29 protein-coding genes are annotated in these 22,358 nt (G+C 66.3%); 10 read left to right on the top strand and 19 right to left on the bottom strand.

Annotated elements, in window-relative coordinates; translation table 11 throughout:
• Positions 1-4 precede the first annotated feature (4 nt).
• Both ACL03I_RS12190 and ACL03I_RS12185 read left to right on the top strand, forming a co-directional pair.
• Positions 5-421 carry a roadblock/LC7 domain-containing protein gene (locus ACL03I_RS12190; protein ID WP_355075196.1) on the top strand — a complete coding sequence of 139 codons (417 nt, stop codon included), beginning with the start codon at positions 5-7 and terminating at the stop codon, positions 419-421.
• Entirely contained in the window at positions 418-792 is a 375-nt protein-coding gene (locus tag ACL03I_RS12185) for a DUF742 domain-containing protein (protein ID WP_355075194.1), read from the top strand. Before ACL03I_RS12190 ends, ACL03I_RS12185 begins: the two co-directional genes overlap by 4 nt.
• 18 nt (positions 793-810) lie before the next feature.
• Here ACL03I_RS12185 and ACL03I_RS12180 read toward each other — a convergent pair whose 3' ends face one another.
• Positions 811-2,766 carry a GMC family oxidoreductase N-terminal domain-containing protein gene (locus tag ACL03I_RS12180; protein WP_412805939.1) on the bottom strand — a complete coding sequence of 652 codons (1,956 nt, stop codon included), beginning with the start codon at positions 2,764-2,766 and terminating at the stop codon, positions 811-813.
• Positions 2,767-2,888: 122 nt separating this feature from the next.
• A complete protein-coding gene (locus tag ACL03I_RS12175; protein WP_412805938.1) occupies positions 2,889-3,473 on the bottom strand; it encodes a hypothetical protein in 585 nt (194 codons plus the stop codon).
• Positions 3,474-3,899: 426 nt separating this feature from the next.
• On the opposite strand from ACL03I_RS12175, the gene ACL03I_RS12170 reads away from it, so the two are divergent.
• Positions 3,900-5,093 carry a hypothetical protein gene (locus ACL03I_RS12170; protein ID WP_412805937.1) on the top strand — a complete coding sequence of 398 codons (1,194 nt, stop codon included), beginning with the start codon at positions 3,900-3,902 and terminating at the stop codon, positions 5,091-5,093.
• Positions 5,094-5,102: 9 nt separating this feature from the next.
• Here ACL03I_RS12170 and ACL03I_RS12165 read toward each other — a convergent pair whose 3' ends face one another.
• From ACL03I_RS12165 to ACL03I_RS12135, 7 genes are all read right to left on the bottom strand, one after another.
• Entirely contained in the window at positions 5,103-5,849 is a 747-nt protein-coding gene (locus ACL03I_RS12165) for a DUF6882 domain-containing protein (protein ID WP_355075187.1), read from the bottom strand.
• 130 nt (positions 5,850-5,979) lie between these two features.
• Entirely contained in the window at positions 5,980-6,825 is an 846-nt protein-coding gene (locus ACL03I_RS12160; protein WP_364432211.1) for an LLM class F420-dependent oxidoreductase, read from the bottom strand.
• A 336-nt stretch (positions 6,826-7,161) separates the two neighbouring features.
• Positions 7,162-7,584 carry a hypothetical protein gene (locus tag ACL03I_RS12155; RefSeq protein ID WP_412805936.1) on the bottom strand — a complete coding sequence of 141 codons (423 nt, stop codon included), beginning with the start codon at positions 7,582-7,584 and terminating at the stop codon, positions 7,162-7,164.
• Between the two features lie 293 nt (positions 7,585-7,877).
• Entirely contained in the window at positions 7,878-8,792 is a 915-nt protein-coding gene (locus ACL03I_RS12150) for an aminoglycoside phosphotransferase family protein (protein ID WP_412805935.1), read from the bottom strand.
• 32 nt (positions 8,793-8,824) lie between these two features.
• The gene (locus ACL03I_RS12145) at positions 8,825-9,190 is read right to left on the bottom strand and encodes a hypothetical protein (RefSeq protein WP_412805934.1); all 366 of its coding nucleotides are present in this window, start codon (positions 9,188-9,190) and stop codon (positions 8,825-8,827) included.
• A 227-nt stretch (positions 9,191-9,417) separates the two neighbouring features.
• Positions 9,418-9,624: a DUF397 domain-containing protein gene (locus tag ACL03I_RS12140; protein ID WP_412805933.1), complete on the bottom strand. Its 207-nt coding sequence runs from the start codon at positions 9,622-9,624 to the stop codon at positions 9,418-9,420.
• Positions 9,614-10,600: a helix-turn-helix domain-containing protein gene (locus ACL03I_RS12135; RefSeq protein WP_412805932.1), complete on the bottom strand. Its 987-nt coding sequence runs from the start codon at positions 10,598-10,600 to the stop codon at positions 9,614-9,616. The genes ACL03I_RS12140 and ACL03I_RS12135 overlap by 11 nt, the downstream gene beginning before the upstream one ends.
• A 191-nt stretch (positions 10,601-10,791) precedes the next feature.
• Here ACL03I_RS12135 and ACL03I_RS12130 point away from each other — a divergent pair, with 191 nt between their 5' ends.
• Positions 10,792-10,989, top strand: a complete 198-nt coding sequence (locus ACL03I_RS12130) for a hypothetical protein (RefSeq protein WP_062977773.1) — start codon at positions 10,792-10,794, stop codon at positions 10,987-10,989.
• Between the two features lie 100 nt (positions 10,990-11,089).
• Positions 11,090-11,281 carry a hypothetical protein gene (locus ACL03I_RS12125; protein WP_412805931.1) on the top strand — a complete coding sequence of 64 codons (192 nt, stop codon included), beginning with the start codon at positions 11,090-11,092 and terminating at the stop codon, positions 11,279-11,281.
• A 326-nt stretch (positions 11,282-11,607) separates the two neighbouring features.
• On the opposite strand, the gene ACL03I_RS12120 is transcribed toward ACL03I_RS12125, so the two are convergent.
• From ACL03I_RS12120 to ACL03I_RS12085, 7 genes are all read right to left on the bottom strand, one after another.
• Positions 11,608-12,447 carry an alpha/beta fold hydrolase gene (locus ACL03I_RS12120; RefSeq protein WP_412806038.1) on the bottom strand — a complete coding sequence of 280 codons (840 nt, stop codon included), beginning with the start codon at positions 12,445-12,447 and terminating at the stop codon, positions 11,608-11,610.
• 477 nt (positions 12,448-12,924) lie between these two features.
• A complete protein-coding gene (locus tag ACL03I_RS12115) occupies positions 12,925-14,406 on the bottom strand; it encodes a phospholipase D-like domain-containing protein (RefSeq protein ID WP_412805930.1) in 1,482 nt (493 codons plus the stop codon).
• 465 nt (positions 14,407-14,871) lie between these two features.
• Complete coding sequence (locus ACL03I_RS12110) at positions 14,872-15,186, bottom strand: hypothetical protein (RefSeq protein ID WP_412805929.1); 315 nt, start codon at positions 15,184-15,186, stop codon at positions 14,872-14,874.
• A 230-nt stretch (positions 15,187-15,416) separates the two neighbouring features.
• Positions 15,417-15,725 (bottom strand): hypothetical protein, encoded by a 309-nt coding sequence (locus ACL03I_RS12100; protein WP_412805927.1) that lies wholly within the window; start codon positions 15,723-15,725, stop codon positions 15,417-15,419.
• On the bottom strand, positions 15,722-16,981 hold the full coding sequence (locus ACL03I_RS12095) for a polymorphic toxin type 37 domain-containing protein (protein ID WP_412805926.1): 1,260 nt from the start codon (positions 16,979-16,981) through the stop codon (positions 15,722-15,724). Before ACL03I_RS12095 ends, ACL03I_RS12100 begins: the two co-directional genes overlap by 4 nt.
• Position 16,982: 1 nt before the next feature.
• Complete coding sequence (locus ACL03I_RS12090) at positions 16,983-17,282, bottom strand: WXG100 family type VII secretion target (RefSeq protein ID WP_412805925.1); 300 nt, start codon at positions 17,280-17,282, stop codon at positions 16,983-16,985.
• 4 nt (positions 17,283-17,286) lie between these two features.
• Complete coding sequence (locus tag ACL03I_RS12085) at positions 17,287-17,601, bottom strand: WXG100 family type VII secretion target (RefSeq protein ID WP_412805924.1); 315 nt, start codon at positions 17,599-17,601, stop codon at positions 17,287-17,289.
• 571 nt (positions 17,602-18,172) lie between these two features.
• Here ACL03I_RS12085 and ACL03I_RS12080 point away from each other — a divergent pair.
• From ACL03I_RS12080 to ACL03I_RS12060, 5 genes are read left to right on the top strand one after another with little or no spacing between them, the layout of a single operon-like run.
• A complete protein-coding gene (locus ACL03I_RS12080) occupies positions 18,173-18,502 on the top strand; it encodes a WXG100 family type VII secretion target (RefSeq protein WP_412805923.1) in 330 nt (109 codons plus the stop codon).
• A 31-nt stretch (positions 18,503-18,533) separates the two neighbouring features.
• On the top strand, positions 18,534-18,767 hold the full coding sequence (locus ACL03I_RS12075) for a hypothetical protein (RefSeq protein WP_412805922.1): 234 nt from the start codon (positions 18,534-18,536) through the stop codon (positions 18,765-18,767).
• On the top strand, positions 18,764-19,072 hold the full coding sequence (locus tag ACL03I_RS12070) for a WXG100 family type VII secretion target (protein ID WP_412805921.1): 309 nt from the start codon (positions 18,764-18,766) through the stop codon (positions 19,070-19,072). Before ACL03I_RS12075 ends, ACL03I_RS12070 begins: the two co-directional genes overlap by 4 nt.
• Before the next feature lie 2 nt (positions 19,073-19,074).
• The gene (locus tag ACL03I_RS12065; RefSeq protein WP_412805920.1) at positions 19,075-20,517 is read left to right on the top strand and encodes a hypothetical protein; all 1,443 of its coding nucleotides are present in this window, start codon (positions 19,075-19,077) and stop codon (positions 20,515-20,517) included.
• A 10-nt stretch (positions 20,518-20,527) separates the two neighbouring features.
• Positions 20,528-20,842, top strand: coding sequence for a hypothetical protein (locus ACL03I_RS12060; RefSeq protein ID WP_412805919.1), 315 nt, complete (start codon positions 20,528-20,530; stop codon positions 20,840-20,842).
• Between the two features lie 83 nt (positions 20,843-20,925).
• Here ACL03I_RS12060 and ACL03I_RS12055 read toward each other — a convergent pair whose 3' ends face one another.
• The 3 genes from ACL03I_RS12055 to ACL03I_RS12045 all read right to left on the bottom strand — a co-directional run bounded on the left by ACL03I_RS12055 (position 20,926) and on the right by ACL03I_RS12045 (position 22,281).
• Positions 20,926-21,312 (bottom strand): HIT family protein, encoded by a 387-nt coding sequence (locus tag ACL03I_RS12055; RefSeq protein ID WP_412805918.1) that lies wholly within the window; start codon positions 21,310-21,312, stop codon positions 20,926-20,928.
• Between the two features lie 263 nt (positions 21,313-21,575).
• Positions 21,576-21,833 carry a hypothetical protein gene (locus ACL03I_RS12050; protein ID WP_412805917.1) on the bottom strand — a complete coding sequence of 86 codons (258 nt, stop codon included), beginning with the start codon at positions 21,831-21,833 and terminating at the stop codon, positions 21,576-21,578.
• A gap of 118 nt (positions 21,834-21,951) precedes the next feature.
• Positions 21,952-22,281, bottom strand: coding sequence for a WXG100 family type VII secretion target (locus tag ACL03I_RS12045; protein ID WP_355075160.1), 330 nt, complete (start codon positions 22,279-22,281; stop codon positions 21,952-21,954).
• Positions 22,282-22,358: the final 77 nt, after the last annotated feature.

Below are 22,358 nucleotides of genomic sequence, written 5' to 3'. Positions count from 1 at the left end.
GACGATGACTACTTCCCAGGGAACCGGCCTCGGTTGGCTGCTCGACGAGCTGGTCACCGGATTGGTCGGAGCGAAATCCGCGGTGCTGCTGTCTTCCGACGGGCTGCTGATCGGCCATTCGGCGCAACTGGACAAGGCCGACGCCGAGCGGTTCTGCGCGATGGCATCGGCACTGCACAGCCTATCCCGCAGCGTCGGTCACCATTTCGACGCCGGTGGCGTCTGCCAGACCGTGGTGGAACTCGACCACGCCGTGCTGTTCGTCACCACGGCCGGAACCAACGCCTGCCTGGCACTGCTGGCGTCCGAGACCGCCGATATGGGTATGGTGGCCTACGAAATGAATCAGACGGTGCAGCGAGTCGGAACACATCTGTCGGTCGACACGCGCCCGCACCCACCCGCTTCGACACAGCCATGAGTTATCAGCACGATCCCTGGTACGAGGAAGACGCCGGTCCGATGGTCCGGCTCTTCGCCATCACCCGCGGCCGGGGTCGTGCCGTGCGCCCGGAACTGAACTTGGTCACCCTGGTGGTCGATGGCGCGCCGGGCACCGCACTGCGGCGCACCGAACCGGAATACGCCGCCATCGTGCAGCTTTGCCGCACCCCGCAGTCGGTAGCGGAGGTGTCCGCGCGATTGAACCTGCCGCTGACGATGACGAAGGTCCTCATCGGCGACCTGCTCGACGACGGCAGGCTGATCTACCGGTCGGCGCAGCCCACGGCCGGGTCCGAATCGGATCTCGGTCTCCTGCGCGCGGTGCTCGACGGCATTCGCGCGCTCTGACCCGACCCCGGCCGGTATTCAGCTCAACCGCGCGACAAGCCTTTTCGCGTTCATGTAGGCGATCGCCTCGATTGAGACCATCGGGTTGACGCCCGACGCGGTGGGGAAGCTGGAGGCGTCGGCGACGACGATGTTCGCCACCTCCCACGTGGCGCCGTCCGGGTTGGTGGCCGAGGTTTCCGCTGAGCCGCCCATCCGCGCCGAACCCATGATGTGCAGTGCGCCCAGGGAGCATTGCCCCGGTCCGTACCCGGCGGCCCGGCACGCGGCGGCGAAATCGGCGTGCGAGCCGCAGCGGCCCGGTTCGTAGGAGACGCCCGCTTGGTGCCCGGAGAAGATGCGCTGCGCACCCGCTGCTTCCAGAATGCTCGCCGCCCCCTCGAACCCGGTGTGCAAATGGGCGGCATCGTAGTCCGACAACCGGTAGTTCACGATCGGCTCACCGCCGCGGTCGACGGACACGGTGCCCGAATCGCGGTCGCGCGTGATGATGCCGATCGCGTTCGAACGCGCGAAATCGAGCATGGTGGTCCGATGGTTCTCGGCGCCGCGCCAGCTCATGAACCCGGTGGCGAGACCGGGATGGATCGGGCCGGTTTCGTAGATCACGCCGTAGCCGTTGCCGTCCAAATCGCTGTGCTCGCGGCAGATCCGGGTCTGCAAGCCGCCCTCCCACGGCCGGATCTCTTCCTCGAACACCCCGAACACCGCGGCCGCCGGGTGCAGGCGCAGATGGCGGCCGATGTTCTGGTTGCACAGCCCGGAGCGCCGCAGCAACGCCGGAGTCTGGATCGCACCGGCCGCCACCACCACCGCACGAGCGCGCACCTCGATCGCCACGCCGTCGGACGTGACCGCCGAAACGCCTTCCGCGCGACCATTTCGCACACTGATCCGCCGCACGTCGGCGTCCACGACCAGTCGCGCGCCCCGATCCGCCGCATCGGCGAGCCAGGTCTTGGTCACCGACTGCTTGGCGCCCAGGCGGCAGCCGTAACCGCACCGGCCGCACTCCACACCGGCGTCGCAGGCATCGGTCACGTTGCGCGGCAACGTGTCCACCTCCCAGCCGAGCGCGCGGGCGCCGCGCTCGAGAACGCCGTCGCGAGCCGACAGCACCGACCGCCGATCGGTGACACCGAGCCGCCGCCGCACCACGTCGAGCGCGTCGCCGAAATCGTCCTCGGCGAACTGGGCGGCGCCCAGGGCGGCCCACTCCGCCCGGACATCCTCCGGCGTCGGCAACGACGTACTCCAGTTGACGACCGTCCCACCCCCCAGGCACGTGCCCGCGACGAGGGTGATCTGACCGTCGGCGGTGCCCGGCGGCCCCGGTGCGTACAGGTGTTGCAACCCGTCCAGCTCGCCCGCGCCGAAATCGCGGTCGTCGTAGTAGTTTCCGCGTTCCAGCACCACGACGTCCAGGCCCGCTTCGGCCAATACCGCGGCGGCCACACCGCCTCCGGCGCCGGAACCGACGATCACTACATCACAGTCGAATTCGGTCGTCTCGGTGCAGCGCAGCGGTGTCAACACGGGCGCGGGCGCCGTGGTCAGCGGACCGGAAGGGGCCGGATACCCGATCTCCTTCCACAGCGGATTGACGCCCGTCGGGCCGGGAGTGATGTTGTAGGACAGCAGCGACGCTTGTTTGAGCGCCCCGAAGATCACCCGCACGGATTCGAAACGCGAATCGGCCAGCCGCAGCAATGCCCGTTCCCGCTCCTCCTGCGACAGGCGGGAGAAGCGCCGGAGACCGCTGCCGGTGAGCAGGCCGGTCAGCCGGGAATCCCACAGGTTCAGCAGCGTGGCCAGTTGCTTCTTCTCCGCCTCGCGCGGATTGCGCCCCAGCAGTTGGAAGACGGTGTCAACGGCTCCGAGCGCGCTCGCCGACGGCAGCGTCAACCCGTCGCCGGGGTTGAACGTGTCGCAGATGACGTTCATCGCCGCGCGTTGCTTGGCTGTTGGTTCCATGTCGAACAGTCCCCTTCGTTTCGCCGGTGAGTTCTATCACACGACATGAACAACCACTAACTAAAGACCCGTTTGCCCTGGTGATTTCGGATCCGGGGAAAGAATGCATGGCCACATAGCGTTCACGCCCTTATCACGATCGCGGCCGCGCATCCGACCGCCAGGAACGCGTGCACGACCGAGACGAGCGCCTTGCCGAGTTCCGCCGTCGGGTTCGCGCCGGTCCGTGGCCGCGACAGCGACCACCGGGTGAACGTCCGCTCGGCGTGCACCGCGAGACGCAGCAACTCGGCGCGATATGACCCGAGCAGCGGTTGGTCGCACGCGCCCAGCGCAGCGGCGGTGAGATGCGCGCAGCGACCTATCGTCATCACGACTTCGAGCACCTCGTCCGGCACCGACGTGACGAGGTGGGCGTCCGCGAGCGCGGCTGCCGCCCGGATCCGTTCGACGACGCGGCCGAGCGCCCGCCCGAGTTCGGACAATTGCGCGCCGTCAGCGGCCACGGGCTCGGACTCCAGCGCGGCGGTCAAGTTGCCGATGACCACGCCGAGCGCGTGCTCGACTCGGCGCGAGCGCTCGAGTATCCCGGAGACATCCACCGGCGAGCATCCGAAGTCCGCAAGCACCGTCGCGGCCTCGACCAGGGTCGCGGCCGCCGCGCGAAAGTAGATCTCGGTAGTCGCGCTCGCCGTCGGCGTGCTCATGCCCACTCCTCGGGTAGTCCCTCGATCAGCCGCGATGGGGTGTCGACGCCGCCCGGACGGCGTCGGCCGAGTAGCGTCGACAACCTCACGCCGACCGGGTAGCAACCACACCGAACTACCACAGTCGACGATAATGATTCATAACATATCGCTTCTCTGGACTGGTAGATAGCCCTATATTGCTTGAAACAGCCATTTACTTAACGGTCGGGTGAACTGCGTGTGGCCGGATCAGCTACGACCAGGCACCGGACGCGGGGGATGCGGACGATCGGAGCGGCTTCCCTCCGCCCGCCGCGAACTTCGAGCCTTCCACGAGACCCGAAACCACCCCCAGATCCCGGCGGCTCGGCCGCACCGCCCGACGACCTGTACGCGTACGCGCGATGATGGAACGAAGCCGATGATCGTCGAGAGGACCGACGGATGTACCGTCTGAGGCGCTGCCTGGTCGCGGTGGTCGTCCTGTTGGCAGCCGCCGGATGCGGGACCGAACACGAACCGCCGCCCGCCCGCGGTGAGATCGTTTCCACGACGCCCCTGCTGAGTCTGCCGCCCGAGCAGACCGCCGCGCTGTTGACCAACGGTGGAATCTCCACTCCGGTGCGCAACGGCGTCGACGCCTTCCGCATCGAGTACCGGACGATCACCCCGCACGGCGACCCGACCACCGCCAGCGGGCTGGTGGCGCTGCCGCGCACGGACTCCCGGCGGCTGCGGGTGGTCAGCTACGAGCACGGAACCATGGCGCTGAAGAGCGACGCGCCGTCGGTCGACACCCGCAACCTCCCCGATCGGCTACGTACGGTGGCCTTCGCCGCCGCGGGCTACGCGGCGACCGCACCGGACTACTTGGGCCTCGGGAACGGTCCGGGAACGCATCCCTACACCCATGCGCCTTCGGAGGTCAGCGCTTCGGCCGACCTGTTGCGCGCGACCGCTTCCCTCGTGGCCCAGCAGCGCCGAGAGCTCGATCCGGACGTGCTGGTGACCGGCTTCTCCCAAGGCGGCCACGCCGCGATGGCGCTCGGGAAAGCGCTGGCCTCCGGCGCGATCCCGGGTTTCGGGGTGGCTGCCTTGGCCCCGATAAGCGGACCCTACGACCTACGGCACGTCCAGGCGCCCGCCGCACTGGACGGGCGGGTCCTACCGGGCGCGGCGGTGCTCTTCCTCTCCTACTGGATCACTTCCATGAACCGGATCCACCACCTCTACGACGACCCGACCGAGGCCTTCCAGCAGCCCTACGCCGACAAAGTCGAAGAACTCTTCGACGGCTTCCACACCGAGATCACCATCGTGACCTCGCTGGCGCCCACCCCCGGACAATTGCTGACCCCCGGGTTCGTCCGGTCCGCCGCCGAGCCGACCGGCGCCACCGCGGCGGCTATCACCGAGAGCGACGGCACCTGCGACTGGACGCCGCGGGTGCCGGTCCACCTCTACGCTGCCCGCGGCGACCGCGCCGTGCCGTTTCCGAATGCCGAGCACTGCTCGCAAGCTCTCGGCGGCGGCGACGCCACGCTGCGGGACCTGGGCGACGTGGACCACGCCGGAACGGCACGGATAGCCGTCCCCGAGATTCTCGGCTGGTTCGAGCAACAGTTCCCGCCGAGCTGACCGGGCGGCTCACGCCGGCTGGGGCTGCGATTCGAAGGGTGCGTCGATCCCGTCCATGACGATCCGGATATCGAGGTTCGCGATCCGGCCCGAAGCGTCGAACTCGACCTCGCCGGCGAGACCGTCGTCGCCGAATTCCAGCAACCGGTAGTCGTCGAGGAATTCGGTGTTCAGTCCCCGCCGGGTGAGGTAGCTGTACACGGCACGCCGGTGATCCGTCAGTGGCAGTGCTCCGAAGCCGTGCGCCAGCACGCGAGCGAGGCCGGAGGGGGTGGGCGCGGGCAATTCGAAGGCCGGGTGGTCGATGAGGAACGCCACGCAGGCGCCATCGATGACACCACAGTAGGAGTTCCAGCGCCCGCAGACGATCTTCGCGGCATCCGCCATCAAGCCGGCCACCTGATAAGGCTCCGGCGCCGCGCCACCGAGGACCACGGGCAGTTCGGCCGAACACAATTCGGCGACACGGTAGCGGGACCCGAACTCGCGCACCGTCTCCGCCGCGCGCAGCAGCGACGGCGGGTAGCCCCACGGGTTGACCCATCCCCACAGCCACGTGTCGGCATCCGCCGTTCCGAGCAGGTGGACGTCGGTGCACACGAAGGAGCCTTCGTCACCGAGGAATTCGAGCCGACGTCCGTCCAGGTCGGCCTCCAACACGTGTGCGCCGAGCACCTCCTCGAGGTGCAGGCGGTGCTCGAGCGACAGCAAGCCCGCGTCATCGAGAAGTCTCGTCAGTGGCACGGATTGGGACACCGCGTCAGCGTAGTCAACGCGGAGCCATCGCTTCGCTTCCGGACCGGCTGTCGGGCCGTGCTCAGCCCCGAGCGGGCGGCCGTCCCGGCAAAGGGTGCGGGAGGAAACCGGGGCGACTCCACCTCCGACTTCACACCGGGCGGTCGTGCAACTCGGCCATCGTCGCCTCGACCCGATCGAGCTCGCGATCGACGACGCTCCGGCGTGCCGACGGCAACCAGAAGAGCACGCGGTCGACTCCCGCTTCCGCATAGGATTCGAGAGCCTCGAGGTCGTCGACGGGGGCGCCCATCACGACGACGTCGATCGGGCGATCGGCCCGCTCGCGCAGCTCGGTGATCCGCTCGATGATCCCGGGGCCGTGATTGGGCATCCACGCGTCGCCGTATTCGAGCACGCGATCCAGCACCGTCGGCCCGCCGCCGCCGACGAGGATCGGCGGGTGCGGCCGCTGGATCGGCTTGGGGTCGCTCCAGATCCGGTCGAAAGAGATGAATTCGCCGTCGAACGAGGCCTCGTGCTGCGTCCAGATCACCTTCATCGCTCGGACGTACTCGCCCATGCGCTTCATCCGGGTCCGCGGATCGGTGCCGTGATTTGCCATCTCCTCCCGGTTCCAGCCTGCGCCGATGCCGAAGTCGAATCGCCCGCCGGACAGATGATCGAGCGACGCGACCTCCTTGGCGGTGATGATCGGGTCACGCTGGGCCACGAGCGCGATACCGGTCCCCACCCGCAGCGCTTTCGTGGCGCCCAATGCGTAGGCGCTCGCCACGAAGGGGTCGTAGGTGTGCGCGTATTTTCGCGGCAGCGGCGGCGCGCCCTGCTCGCCGCGCCATGGCGTCTTCCGCGCCGCCGGGATGTGCGTGTGCTCGGCCCACATCAGCCACCGATGGCCGCGCTCCTCGACGGTTCGAGCGAGCTCCGCGGGCCCGAGGCCGTCGTGGGTCGGGAAGTAGGCTACGCCGGCATCCATTTGCTCGAAGTTACCTGCCGAACCCGAGGTCGACAACGCGCCGCCCCGTGACGGACCGGAGTCGGGCACAGCGCGATCCCGGCTCCGCCGAGCGGCGTGCCACCAGGATTCGCCACCACACCAAGGCTGCGGCCGCCCAGGCAAGCGAAGCCGGTGCTGACGTTGCGCCCACCGAAGCGCCGACCTCGTGGAAAGAACGGGCGGCTAGCCGGTAGGAACGCTGCCTGCGCTATCGGCGGCTTCTGCTGCCGGAGCGGACGAACCGTGGGTTCGGCGCCGCGTCACCATCGGCGGGCTTGCGCAGATCCGCCGCGACTGCTGCGCGGTAGCTGCCGATCATCCGGGAATGACGTACTGCACCTGGACCGAATCGGGCGAGTGGAAGATTTCCTTTGTGGTGACGGACAACTCGACGTGGCCGGGGCCGGAGGGGATGGTGGCGGAGTTGTACCAGGAGCCGACCAGCTTGATCGTGGTGTTCCCCTGCGCGCCGGTGTCGACGTTGTGCCAGGAGACGTAGGCGGTGGTGGCGCAGGTGCCGATGCCCTCGAAGGCGCTGGTGAGGTGAAGTCCCTGGGAGGAGTCCTGGTCCACGTTCCCGCGAATCGTGCCGTAGCACAGGCCCGCTTCCGTCGCCGTGGTGTAGAGCACCGGGAGGTTGACGGCCTCGGCCGAGGCGGTACCGGCGAAGACGAACGCCGGGGCGCAGGCCACTACGGCGGCAGCGGCGGTCGTGGCCAATTTGGTAACTGAGCGCATGATCTTTCCCCTCTGAGTCTGCACACTGATCGACATGCCCGGATACACGGCCGCCGGGCCTCGGTACCGGGAGTTCGAGAACACCGGCCCGGCTGCACGTCTTATCCGTGATCAACCTCTAGTCGTTACGCCGCACGACATGTACCGCAGATACAGCATCGACCCGAAGGGATCACGAGCCGAAGCTCGAGCGCATCACTGATATCGCAGCGGCGAGACAACCGGTAGATAGTAGCTTTTCGAACCCTGCGCTATTCGTCACCGTCTCCTGAAGCGTCGGGGCACGCGCACGATCAGCGATGGGTGGCGATGAGGCGTCGCAGTGCGGCCTGGGCGGGTGGACCCCATGTCGGCTTGCCGCCAGGGCGGCCGTGGACCCCGGCGTCTGCGATGAGGATGCCCGCGAAGGCGCGTAACACTGCCCATCCGCGGGCGCGCCGCAGAGTCGCCGTATCCATGGACGACTGGTAGGCGTCATGAAAGCGGTCGGTGGCACCGTCGGGCAGCAGAATCCACGCGGCAGCGAGATCGAAAGCCGGATCGCCGGCGAAGAGGTCGCCGAAGTCGATCACCCCGCAGATCGCGCCATCCGCGGTGAGGACGTTGGCCGGATGCAGATCGCCGTGCAGCCACAGCGCCGGGCCGTCCCAATCCGGTGCGGCGACAGCGTCTTCCCAGACCGCGCGGACGGCGTCAGGATCGGCGATCAGTCCTAACTCGGTGACTGCTGCGAGCTGCTCGGCGAACCTGTCGGAACAACCGGCCAGCGACCCTCCCCGGTCGCGGCCTTCGGGCGCGTGCTCGGGGGCAGGTTGGTGAAGTGCCCTCAGGAAGGCGGCCAGGGTGGTGGCAGCCTTCGCGCCGTGGGTGACGGGAGCTCGGTCGGCAGCCTCGCCCTGCACCCAGGTCGTGACGATCCACGGCCGCCGAAACCGTTCGGAGGGCTCACCGAAGCGCTGCGGAACGGGAACCGGCAGCGGAAGACGCGGAGCGAGGTCAGGCAGCCAGGTGTATTCCTTGCGCAGCAACGCGTCGGCGGACTCTGTCGCCCAAGGCAATCGGACGGCCAGGTCGTCACCGAGCCGCCACAGCTGGTTGTCCCAGCCACGCGCGCCGAGCCGCACAGGGCGGTCGGCTAGGTCGGGGTGCTGGTCACGCAGCAGATCCCGCACCAACTCCGCGGTGATCTCGATCTCGGTGTGCGGCATGCGGCTCAATATGGCCCAATCATCATCTCGCGCTACAGAAGCTCGATTCGACCGGGCTCGGGCAGCGCGTGCGGGCGTTCGTCCGTATACCAGGCGTACTCGATTCCGCTGATCCAGCCGTCCTCGACCCACAGTATGACCTCGCCGATCGGTGATCCGTTGCGGTCGGTGACCCCTCCGCTGGCGAAGATCCCGTCCGGCGAACCGGATGCTCGCACCGCACCGGCCCGCACCGCCAGATCGATGCTGGGTGAACCGATGCCCCAGGTGGCGACGACCTGCGAATACGGCACCTGCGCCCGGTACTCGGAGGCGCCGGGGTCGCCCGACGACAGCAGCTTCATGGCGACACTGGTTTCGAGGTCGGTCAACGTTCGCGGCGGAATCGGTGTACTCATCGGTCTCGCCGCGTCATGAAATGTATGCGGTGCCGATGCCGAAGACACCGTCGATCATTGCTATCGGCGGTGCACTGCGCGAGGAGGTCGGCAGGTCCCCCGACCCGCCGACGCAGCCGATGTAGCGCACGATATCCGTCGAAGCCCTCGGTCTCGGAAGTACTGCTGGCCGCAGAAGCGTACCTACTGCGGTCCTCGATGAACACCGGCGATCGAGCAGGCGGAGTTCAAGGTCGGTCGAACTCGCCGCCCCGCGCGACCGACAGAAACGCATCCCACTCCAAGGGCGTGAACACCAACGCCCCACCGTGAGGATTCTTCGAGTCACGAACCCCCACGCGCCCGCCGTCCAGATGCGCGATCTCGACACAGTCGTTTCCAGCAGCACTACGGGTGCTCTTGAACCAGTGCGCTCCGGATAGATCAACGGACACAGTCGAACTCCTTCGCTACCTGCCGCAGTAGGCGTTTGCTATTCGGCACATCCAAAGCTACTCGCTGGATTACCTCGAATCCAGCTCGGTACCGACGCACGGTGCCGGTGCGCTCCAGGTAGATGTTGCCTGTGTAGCTCTCGACATAGACCACCGGCGGCTCCAGCGGCCGACCCCCTCCGTCACCGGCGAAATCCAGGATCGTGAAGGGACCGGTCGAGACTCCCAGCGGGAAGCCTGCCCCGAAAGGAAGCACCTGCACGCGAACATTCGGCGGCAGACCGGCCAGGTGGCGCAGCTGCGTCGACATCACGCGTGGACTGCCGACGACTCGCCTGGTCACTGCCTCGTCCAGCACGAGCACAGCTGCCAGCGGCGAGAAGTCACGACAGATCAACGCTTGCCTGTTACGCCGCACTCGGACGCGACGCTCGATCTCCTCTGCGGTGTCCATCGGAAAGTAGACACGATCCAGCGCCCGCGCGTAGTCCGGAGTCTGAAACAGTCCGGGCACCATATCGGGGCGATAGACAGTGATATGAGACGCTGCCGCCTCCATCTGCACGTAGGCGTTGAATGTCGGATTCACTTGATCGGGAAACTCGTCCAACCACGACGGCGTCCGCCCCTGTGCAGCGAGCGATTTCAATACCGGCAGCATGTCCACCCGCTGATACAGCCTGCACAGCCGCCGCAGATCTTCCTCCCGGACGACCACGTTCGGCGCACCGGTTTCCAAACGGTGCAGCGTTCCCGCTCCGCGCCCGATGGCCCGCGCCGCCACTTCGATGGACAACCCCGCCTCCTGCCTCATGCCGCGCAGGCAGCGGCCGAGGCTGCGGTGTGGAACGCCTCCCGTCCCGCGGATGTCGGCTTTGAGCTGCCGAATACCGGCGCCCGCATCGCTCTCCCCCATGCTGTTTGCTCCCTTCCGTGGAATATTCACACCCACTGACTGGAATGTTCCGAAAGTCATTGTGGAAGGCGGTCTTTCGCCCCACCGGGGGCTATTGTGCAGGGTCGCTGGAAGGTGTCCAGGGCTTTCGCCACTTTCTGTCGCGAATTCGCGCGGGAATATCCATACGGCCCGCATCCGGTGCTCCACTGACCGCGAGATCGGCGCGGCGTGACTCCCCGTTCGCCGCCACTCGGACAGCGGGAGGACACATGACCAACGCACTACCGCAACGCGTTCCGTTCCCACGGGCTCGCGCCCCCTACAAGGGCGTGCCGCTGCCCGTGCTCGAGCGCTACGCCGACGCGCTGCGGCAGTGGGCCGACACACCCGAACGTCCCGGAGGCGGGGTGCCGACCCCTCCCCCGCCTCCGGTGACCCTCACCGAAGCCCTGTCGTGGACCGAGTGACCCGCCATCGGGCCGTCCGAGCGCGAAGGCCGTGACCGTGCGCCACTACCGCGTCACAGTGCACTGCTGCGGCCCACGCTGGCTCATCCACGTGCCTGCCGTGAACCGCTGGACAGTGACCGGCGACAAGTCGGCGATCCGGTCCACCGCCCGCCAGATGATCGCGGCGACAATCGGATACGGCGACGACTCGCTCGAACTGGACCTCATCGCGGGCAGAGCGCTGCGCGATGCCGAAGAGTTCGCGGTGGGATGCCAGTTGTCGACGCGATGGCACGCACCGACGGGATAGGCGAGCTACTCGCCGCCTTACGCTGGCGCCGGAGCGCAGGCCGAGCCCCACGTGTGCGCATCTTGTCCTTTTCGGCATCAGCAAGCGACGCCTCGAGTCCGACACTCCATTCGACGAGGGAGCCACCCGAAATTCATCGGTGCGGTCGAGGTCGTGTACACGCTCCTGCGGACGCCCTGTACTCGGCATGATGGTGCGATCGGCCAGCGTCGGACGCGCACTACTGCTATTGATCTTCCGAGGTGCCGCGCCGGGCCGGTTCGGTCAGCGCGATCAGCGGCATCATGGTGCGTGCCGCTGGCTCAGGATGCCTCCTAGCCGGGCGGTTACAGGGCGAGCATGGCGGCAGCGACCTGGTCGGCCGCCGCTGGACGCAGAGCGGTACCCATGTCGTCGAGGACGAGCAGTCGCGCCCCCGGGATTTCGGCGGCGAGGACCTCACCGTTGCCGACCGGGAAGAACGGGTCGGCGCGACCGTGCACCACGAGCGTGGGCGCGTCGAGCTCACCGAGCCGCTCCCGCCAGCGCGGGGCGCAGTCGATCCGGGAGAACACCATCCCGAGCTGGTTCGCCTGATGCACCGCGGGATCGCTCGACGGTGTCCGATCCCAGATCCCGGCCGCCGTCGCCCGCGCCTGCTGCGGATCGTCGCCCATCAGCGCGGCGCCCTCGGCGGCGAACGCCGCGACAGCATCTCGGTCGGTCCAGTCCGGCCGTGGGCGGGAGAACAGCGCGCCCATGACCGCGCGGTCGTGGTCGGGCAGGTCCTCGTCGACCGGGCCCGGCGCCACCGGCCGGGTGCCGACGAGAGCCAGTGCGCAGAACATGTCCGGGTGGTCCAAAGCGGCGACCTGAGCGACCATCCCACCGACGCCGACACCACCGAGATGGGCGGTCCCGGCGCCGAGCACCTCGACCAGCGCGACAGCGTCGGCGGCGAGATCCCGCAGGTCGTAGGCCGGGTTCTCCGGGTCGAGGGTCGTCGACGCGCCGGAGTCACGCAGGTCGTAGCGGACCACGCGCCGCCCGCCCGACGCGAGCCGCTCGCCCAGCGCGTCGGGCCAGGACAACATCGTCGTGCCACCGACCAGCAGGACCAGCGGATCGTCCTCGCGACCGAAGCTCTCGATGCCCAGATCCACACCGTTCGCCCGCACCGACGTCATGCCCGACCGAAACGATCCCATGCCTGGACTCCTATCTGTCGGCATCTCCAGAGGTATCGACGACAGGTTCACCCGAAAATCATCGGTGCAGCCGAGATCGCGTCCACACTCTCCCGATCACCCGGAATCGGCATCATCGTGCGTTCAAAATATGATCGGCGCCGCGTTGGAGCTGTCCTTATTCTGCCGCGTCGACACACTGACGCCGAGCTTCGAGGCCAGGTCGGTGAGCGCGTCCCATGCCTTTATCGCGCCGTCCTGCATGTCGTCCCATCCCTCGCGAGAAGCATCGGCGGCACTTCCCCCTTCCAGATGCCGAATACCGCTTGAACCTCACGGTCCACCGCTTCCGATGCTGATTTCAATTGCTGCGCAACGTCATAGGCGTGCCGCCGACCGCCGTCACCGCATCTGGAACGACGTTCGGCGGTTGGTCGTTATGCGCCGCCGACGCAGCTGTGCGGCAAGCCATGTACGTCAGCGCACACCCACCGCTGTCTTCAGCCTGCGGATACCCCGGATCAGCAACGGGTTGTTCCGCAGGCGCGGTGGCGTGCGTTCGGGATCCAACAATTCGTTGTCCGCCAGTGGGCTGTCTTCGTCCTCGACGGTCCCCGGCTCGAACCGCACCAGGGTCCGGCCGTTGCCGCGCAGGGTCTCGACCGTGCGCAGCAGCGACGACGTCTCGGCGAGTGTGGCGTCGAACTTCGCGGGTTCGGCATCGAGATGTTCGCAGATCAGCTGGCGCCGGATACCGAGGATGGTGTCCCGCAGCAGGTCACCTTCCTCGGTGGCGGGGGTGACCTCGACGGCCAGGTCGCATTCGGTGTCGAAGCCCATCGAGCGGTTGTTGAGGTTCGACGATCCCACCCGCAGCAGCCGATCGTCCACCACCAGCACCTTGGCGTGGACGTAGATCGGCGCGCCCGCCTCGGTGACGGGGTAGTAGACACCGAACCGGTTTTCGGTATCGGCCTTCCATAACAGATGGAGTAAGCGGCGGCGAGCCCCATCCATCGCCTGTTGCTCGAGCCAGCCATCGGCGTGACGCGGCAGTACCAGCACGATCTCCGGACCATTCGGCTCACGTAGCCGCGCGGCGATCGCCTCGGCGAGAGTGCGCGAGGCCAGGTACTGGCTCTCGATGTACAACGACCGCGTAGCGCCCGCGATCGCCGCCAGATACAGCGCCTCGACCTCCCTGACTTCGGCGCGGTCGGCGAGCTCGGGGAAGGTGCGCACGATACCGACATCCACAGACCGCATCGTCGGCTCCAACCCGTCCGGCCACAGCGTGTCACCGGCGATCTCGTCGACCGCGGCCAACTGCTGTCCCGTCGCCGCCTTCCACCGGGCCCGGGCCAATTCGCCGATCACCTTCGCCGCGTCGCCGTCAACGGCGGTGGTCGCGTCGTGCCATGGTCCGTACCGGTTGCCGTTCGGCTCGGTTCGGTAGTGGTTGTCGTCCCGATGGTCGCTGGTGTCCCAGCGATCGACGGTCATGTCGATACCACCGCAGAAGGCGAGCGCGTCGTCGATCACCACGATCTTCTGATGGTGCGCTGAACCGATCGGGTGCGCGCCATCGATTTCCAAGTGCAACCGCCGATCGGTCATCCAATTGACGACGAAGATCGGTGTCATCCCACGGCCGATCGCCGCGAACGCGCCGACATTCCACTTCAGCAGGTAGATGTCGAGATCCGGTCGCTGTTTCGGCAGCCAGGACAGGAATTCACCCAGCCGATTCGGCCCTTCGAGAGTCTTCTCCTGCGGCTCGAACTTGATCCGGGTATCGAAGTCCCAGCCGATCAGCACAATGCGTTTACGGGCCTGCAACATGGCGGACTTGGCAAAGCGGAAATAGTCCGCCGCGTCGACAATGCATGCCAGCCGGTCGGCCCGTGCGATCTGCCAGCAGGTTTCGCCGGGTATGAGGATTTGTCGCTCGTCGCTCATGGGTAGTCAGTTCTCTCGTCCAGCCGGACACCCGCACCGCAGGTGACCGATCCACAGTACTGCGCGGTCGCTCGCCTTCTCGGTGAGCATCGTCACCGCGATCCCGTTCCGCCCTGCTGGTCCGCGACTTCGAATAGCGAATGTTCGGGAAGACCTCCTGACTCCCTTGGGCTGGGATGCCGGGGTCCAGGACTGCCTGCAGCGACTCGTCCGTTCCGTGCCCCGCCAACTGGACCCGGATACGCGAATGAGGGTGGTCGCCTCCGAAGGCGAGGGGGGCGACAAGGAGGCGGCCGACTCGACCGGCGACTTCGTGCGGCACCTGCCGACGTTCATCGCCGACGTGTGGCCACCCCTGTTGGATCTCACCTTTCAGTTTCTGGGCAGCCAGGAAGCGCGCTCACCAGACCGGCCTCGGGCACCGTGGACCCGTTGGGGTCGTAGGCATCGTCCAGGGGATTGTGATTAATTGGCGGAGGTGCCGAAAACATATTCGTGCCAGAACTTTTGAGGGTCGCGGAACCAAGGGCCGATTTGACTGTTATCGAGCTGGCGAAGTTGAGCCAAGTCGATCCGGTACCGGTCGAAGATGGCCAGGAGCTCTCGCAGGGACTCGTCGTCTACTGGGGTCTCGACGACGATCTCCAACGTGCTGACCCGCCCACCGTACGAGCGGACCGAGGGGATCCTGTCCAGCCACTCGAAGAACGCCGCCTCATCACCGCGCGAGTAGTACCAGACGTCGGTCGCTTCCAACACCACCGTCGACCCGTCGCCCATCCGCTTCCTGTTCCTGGTCCAACGTTTCGTAACCGCCGTTGGGGATTCACATCCCAATGCGGGCCGCCGTGTGCAGCACCGCCCTCCCGGTCGGCACCCGCACATTTCCATCGTCATGCTCCCAGCCGTAGCCGCGACCGCTGAGATCGGGCCGCCCCGCAGTCATCGCCTTCGGGCAACTCCAGTGCTATGGGCGAGCTCGAAAGAGGTCCTGTGCGCGAACAACTGACCTAGCTCGACGTACCGAAGACGGATGCGTACCAGTAACTTCCTGGCCTTCGGAACCATTCCCCGATTCGCTCCGTGTCGAACACTCGCAACTGCGACATGTCGACGTGGTATCGATGGAACAGGGATACGAGTTCGTATACGGATTCGTCATCGGCTGTGGCATCGACCTTGATGTAGAGGGTTCGCAGCTCACCTTCGTATGACCGCACGGCAGGAATCTTGTCGAGCCACTCGAAAAAAGCCGCTTCATCGAACGGCGACCCGTATCTTACGCCGGTTGCCTCCAGCGCGATCTCAGTGTCGCTCATCGCCGTTTGCCTCCTGGATAAACGTTGTCATAATCCTTGCCGTCTTTCCCTTGCACATCCCAGTGGGGTCCACCATGGGCGAGAGGACCCTGCCCGGTCGGCACCCACACATTTCCATCGGCATCTTCCCAGCCGAAGCGAGGCCCCTTGGGACTCGGATTCGGTACCCACCGGTCACCACCTTTGGGCGGCACGAATCCTTCCGCCTCGCCAGGCCGGCCAGGCGCTTTGGAACCGTCGGGATCGTAGGCATTGGCCGGGGGCTTGTAGTTGGCGTTGAAGGTCGAGTCGCCGGCGATGGACAGGATGGTCAGGCCGGTGATGGTGGCGAGTGCTCCTACCGCGAGTGCCGCGGTGCTGAACTTGATCCCGGCCAGTGCTGTGAAGAACGACCCGACGGCGCCGGCGATGGCGTTCGCGGCGGTGTCCAGGGCGGGGCCCTCCACTGTGGCCGCGCGCGGGTTGCGGATTGCGACGGCGGTTACGGCGATGACGACCGACGCGACGACGAGCGTTGCCGCCACCTGCGTATTGATGTCCGCGCGAACTGCGACGACAGCGGCGTGGTGGCTGGTTGTCGATTTCGCCAGATCATCGGCGACCAGCTTGATATCGTCCGCGTTCTTCGCCAGTGTTTCGAGATGGCCGGTCAGGTTCGGAATGTCGGGTGCATCGAACTTGCCGAGTCCGGCGGCGACGACTCGCAGCCGGGGTCCGGCGGCGTAGATCGTGTTGTTGTCGGCAAAGGCCTTCCACGCCGTGGCCGCGCGCTCGAGCTTGTCGGTATCGCCATCGGGGACCTTGTCACCCGCGAGCTTGGCGACGACCTTGTCATACAGTTCCGGAAACTCGGTCTCCAGTCCGGGACCGTTGTTCCGCGACGACGCCACGCCGAGGACAACGTCTGCGCCGTAGGGTAATTCGGAGGGAATGGTGCGCGGGCACGATGGACCGGTCCCCTTGTTCGGGTCGCGGTTTGCCGCGTAGTTCGAGCATTCCCAGTTGTAGCCCGACGCGATCAGGATGTCACCGAAATGCTGCAGCGCCCTGGCGAAGTTAGTGGCCGCGGTGGTGAATGCACCCGCGCGCTCGTCGTAGGCTCCGGACCATGCCTTCGCGGCCTGGCAACTACCGGCCATCCCACTTGTTTCGAGCAGCGTCGTCTGCAGTGGGTTGTACGCGGACTGGAACTCCCTTGACAGCTTGTAGCACTCCTCCGCGGCTGTGTAATAGGACTGCGGCGCAACAACAGCCACGTCATCCGCCCGTCATGCGCAGGTTCACGGCCGCCGCGTCCGAGTAGGACGCATGTGCCGTCTGGCCGGCCTGTTCCATCTCAGCCAGTCCGTCGAGCAACTCACGTGCCGCGGCCACCCAAACCTGATACTCCTCGGCATAGGCCGCCGCAGCCGCGCCCGTCCACTGCCCGCTCTGCATGAGCCCCTGGACGGTGCGATCCAATTGATCGAGATGGTCGGCGAAGAACTCCTTGAAGCCGCGGGCGCGGGCGGTCACCTGATCGATGTGATCGAGATCGAACGCGAATTCAGAGCCCATGCCGTCAGTCCAACTGCAGCGAGCTGATCGTCGCCGCGTTGGCGGTGTCCTGATCCTGGAGCGTCGACACACTGACGCCGAGCTTCGAGGCCAGATCGGTGAGCGCGTCCCATGCCTTCATTGCGCCGTCCTGCATGTCATCCCACCCCTCGCGATAAGCATCGGCGGCACTCCCCTTCCAGGTATCGAACAACGCCTGAACCTCACGGTCCAATGCCATCGATCCCGACTTCAGCTGCTGCGCCATGTCACGGGCATGCCTGCCCACGGCCGCGACCGCATCGGGAACGACGTTCAGCGGTTGGTCGTTTGTCGCCATGGTTCTCTCCTCCCCGGCCCCCAGACCATCGCCCCGACCTTACCCGCTCTTCGCGGCGCCGATCACTCCTTGGACTGTTGAACTGCCGCTACCAACGCAGCATCGAGCCCGTGTATCGCACTGGTGACGAGAGCACCACGTTCAAGGAACGTGCAAATCTGACTCGCAGGTACGACCTCCGGGTGGCCGAGGGTTGCACGCTGAGATCACAACCGGCCGGACCAGCCGCTGAAGTTGTCGGAACACGCGTCGGTGCGCGCCTCGCCAAACTGCGCGCGGCGCGACAACAGGCTGCGGGATTGTCAGGCTGGCAGCGACCTTGCCGCGGACCGGTGTTGAGTCGCTGGCCGCTCGCCGAAGTTCATTGTGCTCGTGTGAAGTTGGCCGATGAGCAGGTCTGCGGCGGGATTCGCCGCGGCCCGCCGCTGGGGTAGGGTCGTCTTCGCGCCCGTCGGCTCTCGCTACTGTGCGCAGATCCACCTTGCCGCCGCCGGCGGCGCTGTCCGGGCGGTCGACCTCACCGAGCAATGGCCTGATCAGCGCGATCGGCCCCAGCTAGAGAGGTTTGCCTATGTCGGGTGCTCAAGCGAGCCCGTTTCTGGTGGTACCTGCGACGGTGTCCGACGCCGGCAAGTACGTGCAGGACACCGCGACCGCGCTGCGGAACGGAGTCCGCATGGCGGACACCGAAGTACAGGCCCTCATGACCACCTGGAAGGGCACCGCTGCCCGCGCGTACCTCGCAGGCTGGGAGGAAACGAAGAAGGGCGCACTGGACGTTCTGGACGCCCTCGCAGCCATGGCCGAGCTACTCGGTGTGGCCGCGGTCGGCTACAGCGATATAGACGACCGCCGCGCCGCGGACACAGCCCACGTCACCAGCTCGTTGAATCTGCCCTGACCTGCTGACATTTGATCAAGGGATCCGCTACGTGACTACTGATGATGGAAGCTACCGAGTCGACATCCACCTCGACCATTTGGACCCGGTGACCGCCCGCGTATCGGGATTGCTCGGCTTCGCCCAGGCCTCCTTCTCCGGGCTGATCACCGCCGCACATCAGCAATGGAGCGGGGCCGCATCCCAGCGGCACCAGGACGCGCATCGGGAATCGATGCCAACCGCCAGCGAAGTCGAAGACGGGATCGCGAGGCGCCTGTCATGACCACTGGAGACACCGCCGACGGTTACAACGTCGACCTGGAACACCTCGACAATGTGACCGTTCGAATCGGTGGGCTGGTCGGCTTCGTCACCGACTCTCTCGCCGGCCTGGACGCACGCATTGCCGCAGCGCATCTGACCTGGGGCGGGGAGGCTGCCACCGCGCACGCCACCGCGCACCGGGAATGGGCGCAGGCCGCCACCGAGGTCCGTGAGGGTATCGACACGATGCGCTCGGCCGCCGCGACCGCGCACAGCGCCTATACCGCCGCTCTGACCACCAATCTCGGCATCCTCGGGCGGTAGGCGTGACGACGGCACTCGTGATCCGGCCCGCGGTCTACTACGACGCCGCGACCGCCCTCAATACCGCCGCGGCCAACCTCTACCGCGAGGTGGACAACCGGTGGTCTCTGCTGGCCGCCGGCGAGCACATGGCCGGCACCTACGACGAGGCCACCAAGTGGGCGGAAAGCTACGACCAGCACGCTTACGAGGCCCTGCGCCTGGTCTCGGCGACCGCGCAGGGCATGGACGCCTACGCGACGGTTCTACGCACTCTGGGCCACAACCACGAGACTGCCGAGTACAACGCGACTCACGGCGACGCCGGTGCCCCGCCCGCAGCGCCGCCGACCCCGCCCCCGGCGGTCTATTCCTGCCGGGTGCCCCTGCCATCCGCCGGCGGGCCGACCAACGGCCTGGACGAGGCACTGAAGATCGCCGAGAAGGTGGGCATCGTCGTGCCGAACGGCGACACCGCCAAGCTCGGCTCGGTCGCCGATGCGTGGACGCAACTGCAAACCATGGAAGCGGTCGCGGATCTCGCCGCGGAAGTGCAGCGTGTGGCCGGTCTTTTCGCCGAGATCCAAACCCCGGAATGCGACTACATCGAGGCCGATCTCGGTAAATTGAAAGCGGCCGCGGAGTCGATTCCTGCTGTGTTCGGCACCCTGGCGACCGCGTGTCGTGACCATTCCACCGCGCTCGGCGACCTGCGCGAGAAACTGAAAATCCAGCTCGAGGACCTGGCGAAAGAACTCGCCAAGGAACTCGCGATCACCGCCGCTATCGGTATTGCGACGTCGTTCGTCACCTTCGGTATCGGTGCCGCAGTGGCTTCCGCGAAAGCGGTGGAGATCGCAGCCCGGTTCGCACGACCGATCCGTGCGATCATCGATGTGTGGAAAGGGTCGAAAAAGCTAGAAAACGGAATCAAAATAGAGCAGGACATCGCGAAGCATTCCGACGAACTGCGTGACCTGGAAAAGCTCGGTCAGCGCACCACGGGCAAGGACTGGATGACCGGTGGGATGTCCACCGAGGAACGATGGATGCTTACCCGCGGCCCTAGCCGGGACCTGATTCGCGGGCTGCGTGAGGGGAACCTCACCGCAGATCAGCAGGCGGAAGCTCTTCGGATCAACGCCGCGCTGGACAAGTTACCCCCGTATCAGGGGACGGTGACCCGGCATATTGACATGACGCCCCAGGAACTCGCCCGCTTCCAGCCCGGCGAAACGGGACCGGTGAACGGGTTCATGAACAGTTCCAGCCGCGCCGGTAACGAACTCATGGCCAACACCACGAACACCGAATTCCGGATAGTGAGCAAGACTGGACGGCAGGTCCACGACTACGGAGGGACTCCCGACGAAGTCATGTTCAAAACAGGGACCGAGTTCTTCTGCAAGAGCAAAGTGCCCGATCCGAAAACGGGTCGCATTATTATCACACTGGTCGAACCATAGGAGACATACCATGCCTGAACCGGACTCGGAAAAAGTCGGTCGCTTCACTTTCTACAGTCGAGAGGAATCGGAAGCACGAGGCTTGATCCCTTCTGACGAAGAACTCGCGCGCGCCGACGAACTACTCGCCGCATTCGAGGAGAAACGCCGCAATGCCCCGCCCGAACCTGCACGGTCCCCCTCGCTGGGCCTGGGGGAACGTTGGGGAGTCGACAGCTTGATCGGCACCGAATTCGAAGGCTGGACCCGCGACGCGAACGGCCAGTGGTACGACAAGGACGGCCACCCCACCAGCCACGACCGCGACGCCCATCCCGGCAACTGAGCCGCAATCAGCGCCGAGCGCAGAATGGTGAGCCGTTCGGCCCGCCGTTCAGTCTGGCGAACCGACGGTCGAGTTGATCTACCTCAGCCTGGCAGCGCCGCCGCCAGTTCGGCGCACAGCGCGTCGAGTTCGGATGCGGGGATCCGAGGTGCGTCCGGAGAATCGGCGTTGTGCCACGGCACATCTCGCGCGGTGTCGGATGGGCGGGTGAAGACGTGCTGGTGGACGTGGGCCACGCTCAGGCCGGCGACGAAGGTGAAGACGTGGGCGGGTTCGAGGACCCGGCGCAGGGCGCCGATCGACGAGCGGACAGAGCGGGCAAGCGCTACTGTCTCGGCGTCGTCGAGCAGGTCGAGGGCCGCGACGTGGCGGCGAGGCTCGACGAACAGGTACCCCGGCCGCGCCCATTCGCCGTGGGCGGGCCGGTGGGTCACCAGCACGAGTTCATCGGCATGGATCACCGGGCTCACCAGCGGTCCGCTCCCACGGTGTTTGTCGCAGATCATGCACCCCCACATACGGATCACAGTACCGCTGCTGCGGCAGCGAGCCCCCGAGCTGGAGAGATCGCAAAGGCATCACCCTGATTCAGAGCCAGTTCTCGTACGGGAATCAAGCGCCCCCGACTCCGGCTCAGGATCCGATCCGACCAGCTGATTCGGTCCGGGGAGACCGTGCCGTCGAGTGCTCACAGTTCGCCCGATGAGCATCCGCCCCGACCCGACTCCCGTGGTTACCCCCAATACTCGCCCCGCTTCTTGCGCTCTTCCACTTCGGCCAGGTACTCGGCTTCCTGGGGGGTGCCTAATTTGTCTTCGTCTCCGAACCGGTCGCGCAAGTGGATTCGCTCGTTTTCCGGTACGGCGTCGCGGCGTGCGTTGAATGCCGCGAATCCCGCTTTGATCTTCGCCAGTTCCTCGTCTGAAATATTGTCCTCATACGGGTATTCGCCGGGTGCGTAAAAAATCTTCCCGTTGACCTCTTTCGGCATCGTCCTTCTTTGTCCTTTCTAGGGCCGGGGCAGTTTCGGGCGGTTACGGATTCCAGGTGCGCGAGATCGACGCGATACTCGGTCACGGGTTCTCCCAGCGGTTTCGGTTTGATCGCGGTCAGATCGGGGGCAAGCTCAACGAGCTGTACTGGTTCGCGGCCTCCGTATCGGCGGCCGCGCTGCGGTCGACCACCACGCCCAGCAAGTCGGCCATGTCAGCCAGCGCTTCGAACACCTCGAGTGCGGCACTATGGGTCTCGTCCCAGGCGCCCGCGTATGCGCTGGCCGCCGCGCCGCGCCAGCTCGACATGAGCCCGTCGACTTCGGCGCTGGCCGAACGCAACCCGCTGATGAGGGCCTGCGCGGTCTGTTGCACATAGCGCCCTGCATCGGAGACGGTTTCAGGAACCACGGTGAACGTGGTTGTGGCAGACGGGTCGTACGTCAACTGCTATGCCCTCTCATCCCCCCACAGGATGGTTTCGAATGGTTGGACGCACCGGATAGTCATTCGGTTCCATCCAA

The organism is Nocardia sichangensis (genome assembly GCF_047200615.1).
GTDB lineage: Bacteria > Actinomycetota > Actinomycetes > Mycobacteriales > Mycobacteriaceae > Nocardia > Nocardia sichangensis.
The sequence above is the reverse complement of the archived record's forward strand: the minus strand, read 5'-3'. Positions and strand labels throughout refer to the sequence as shown.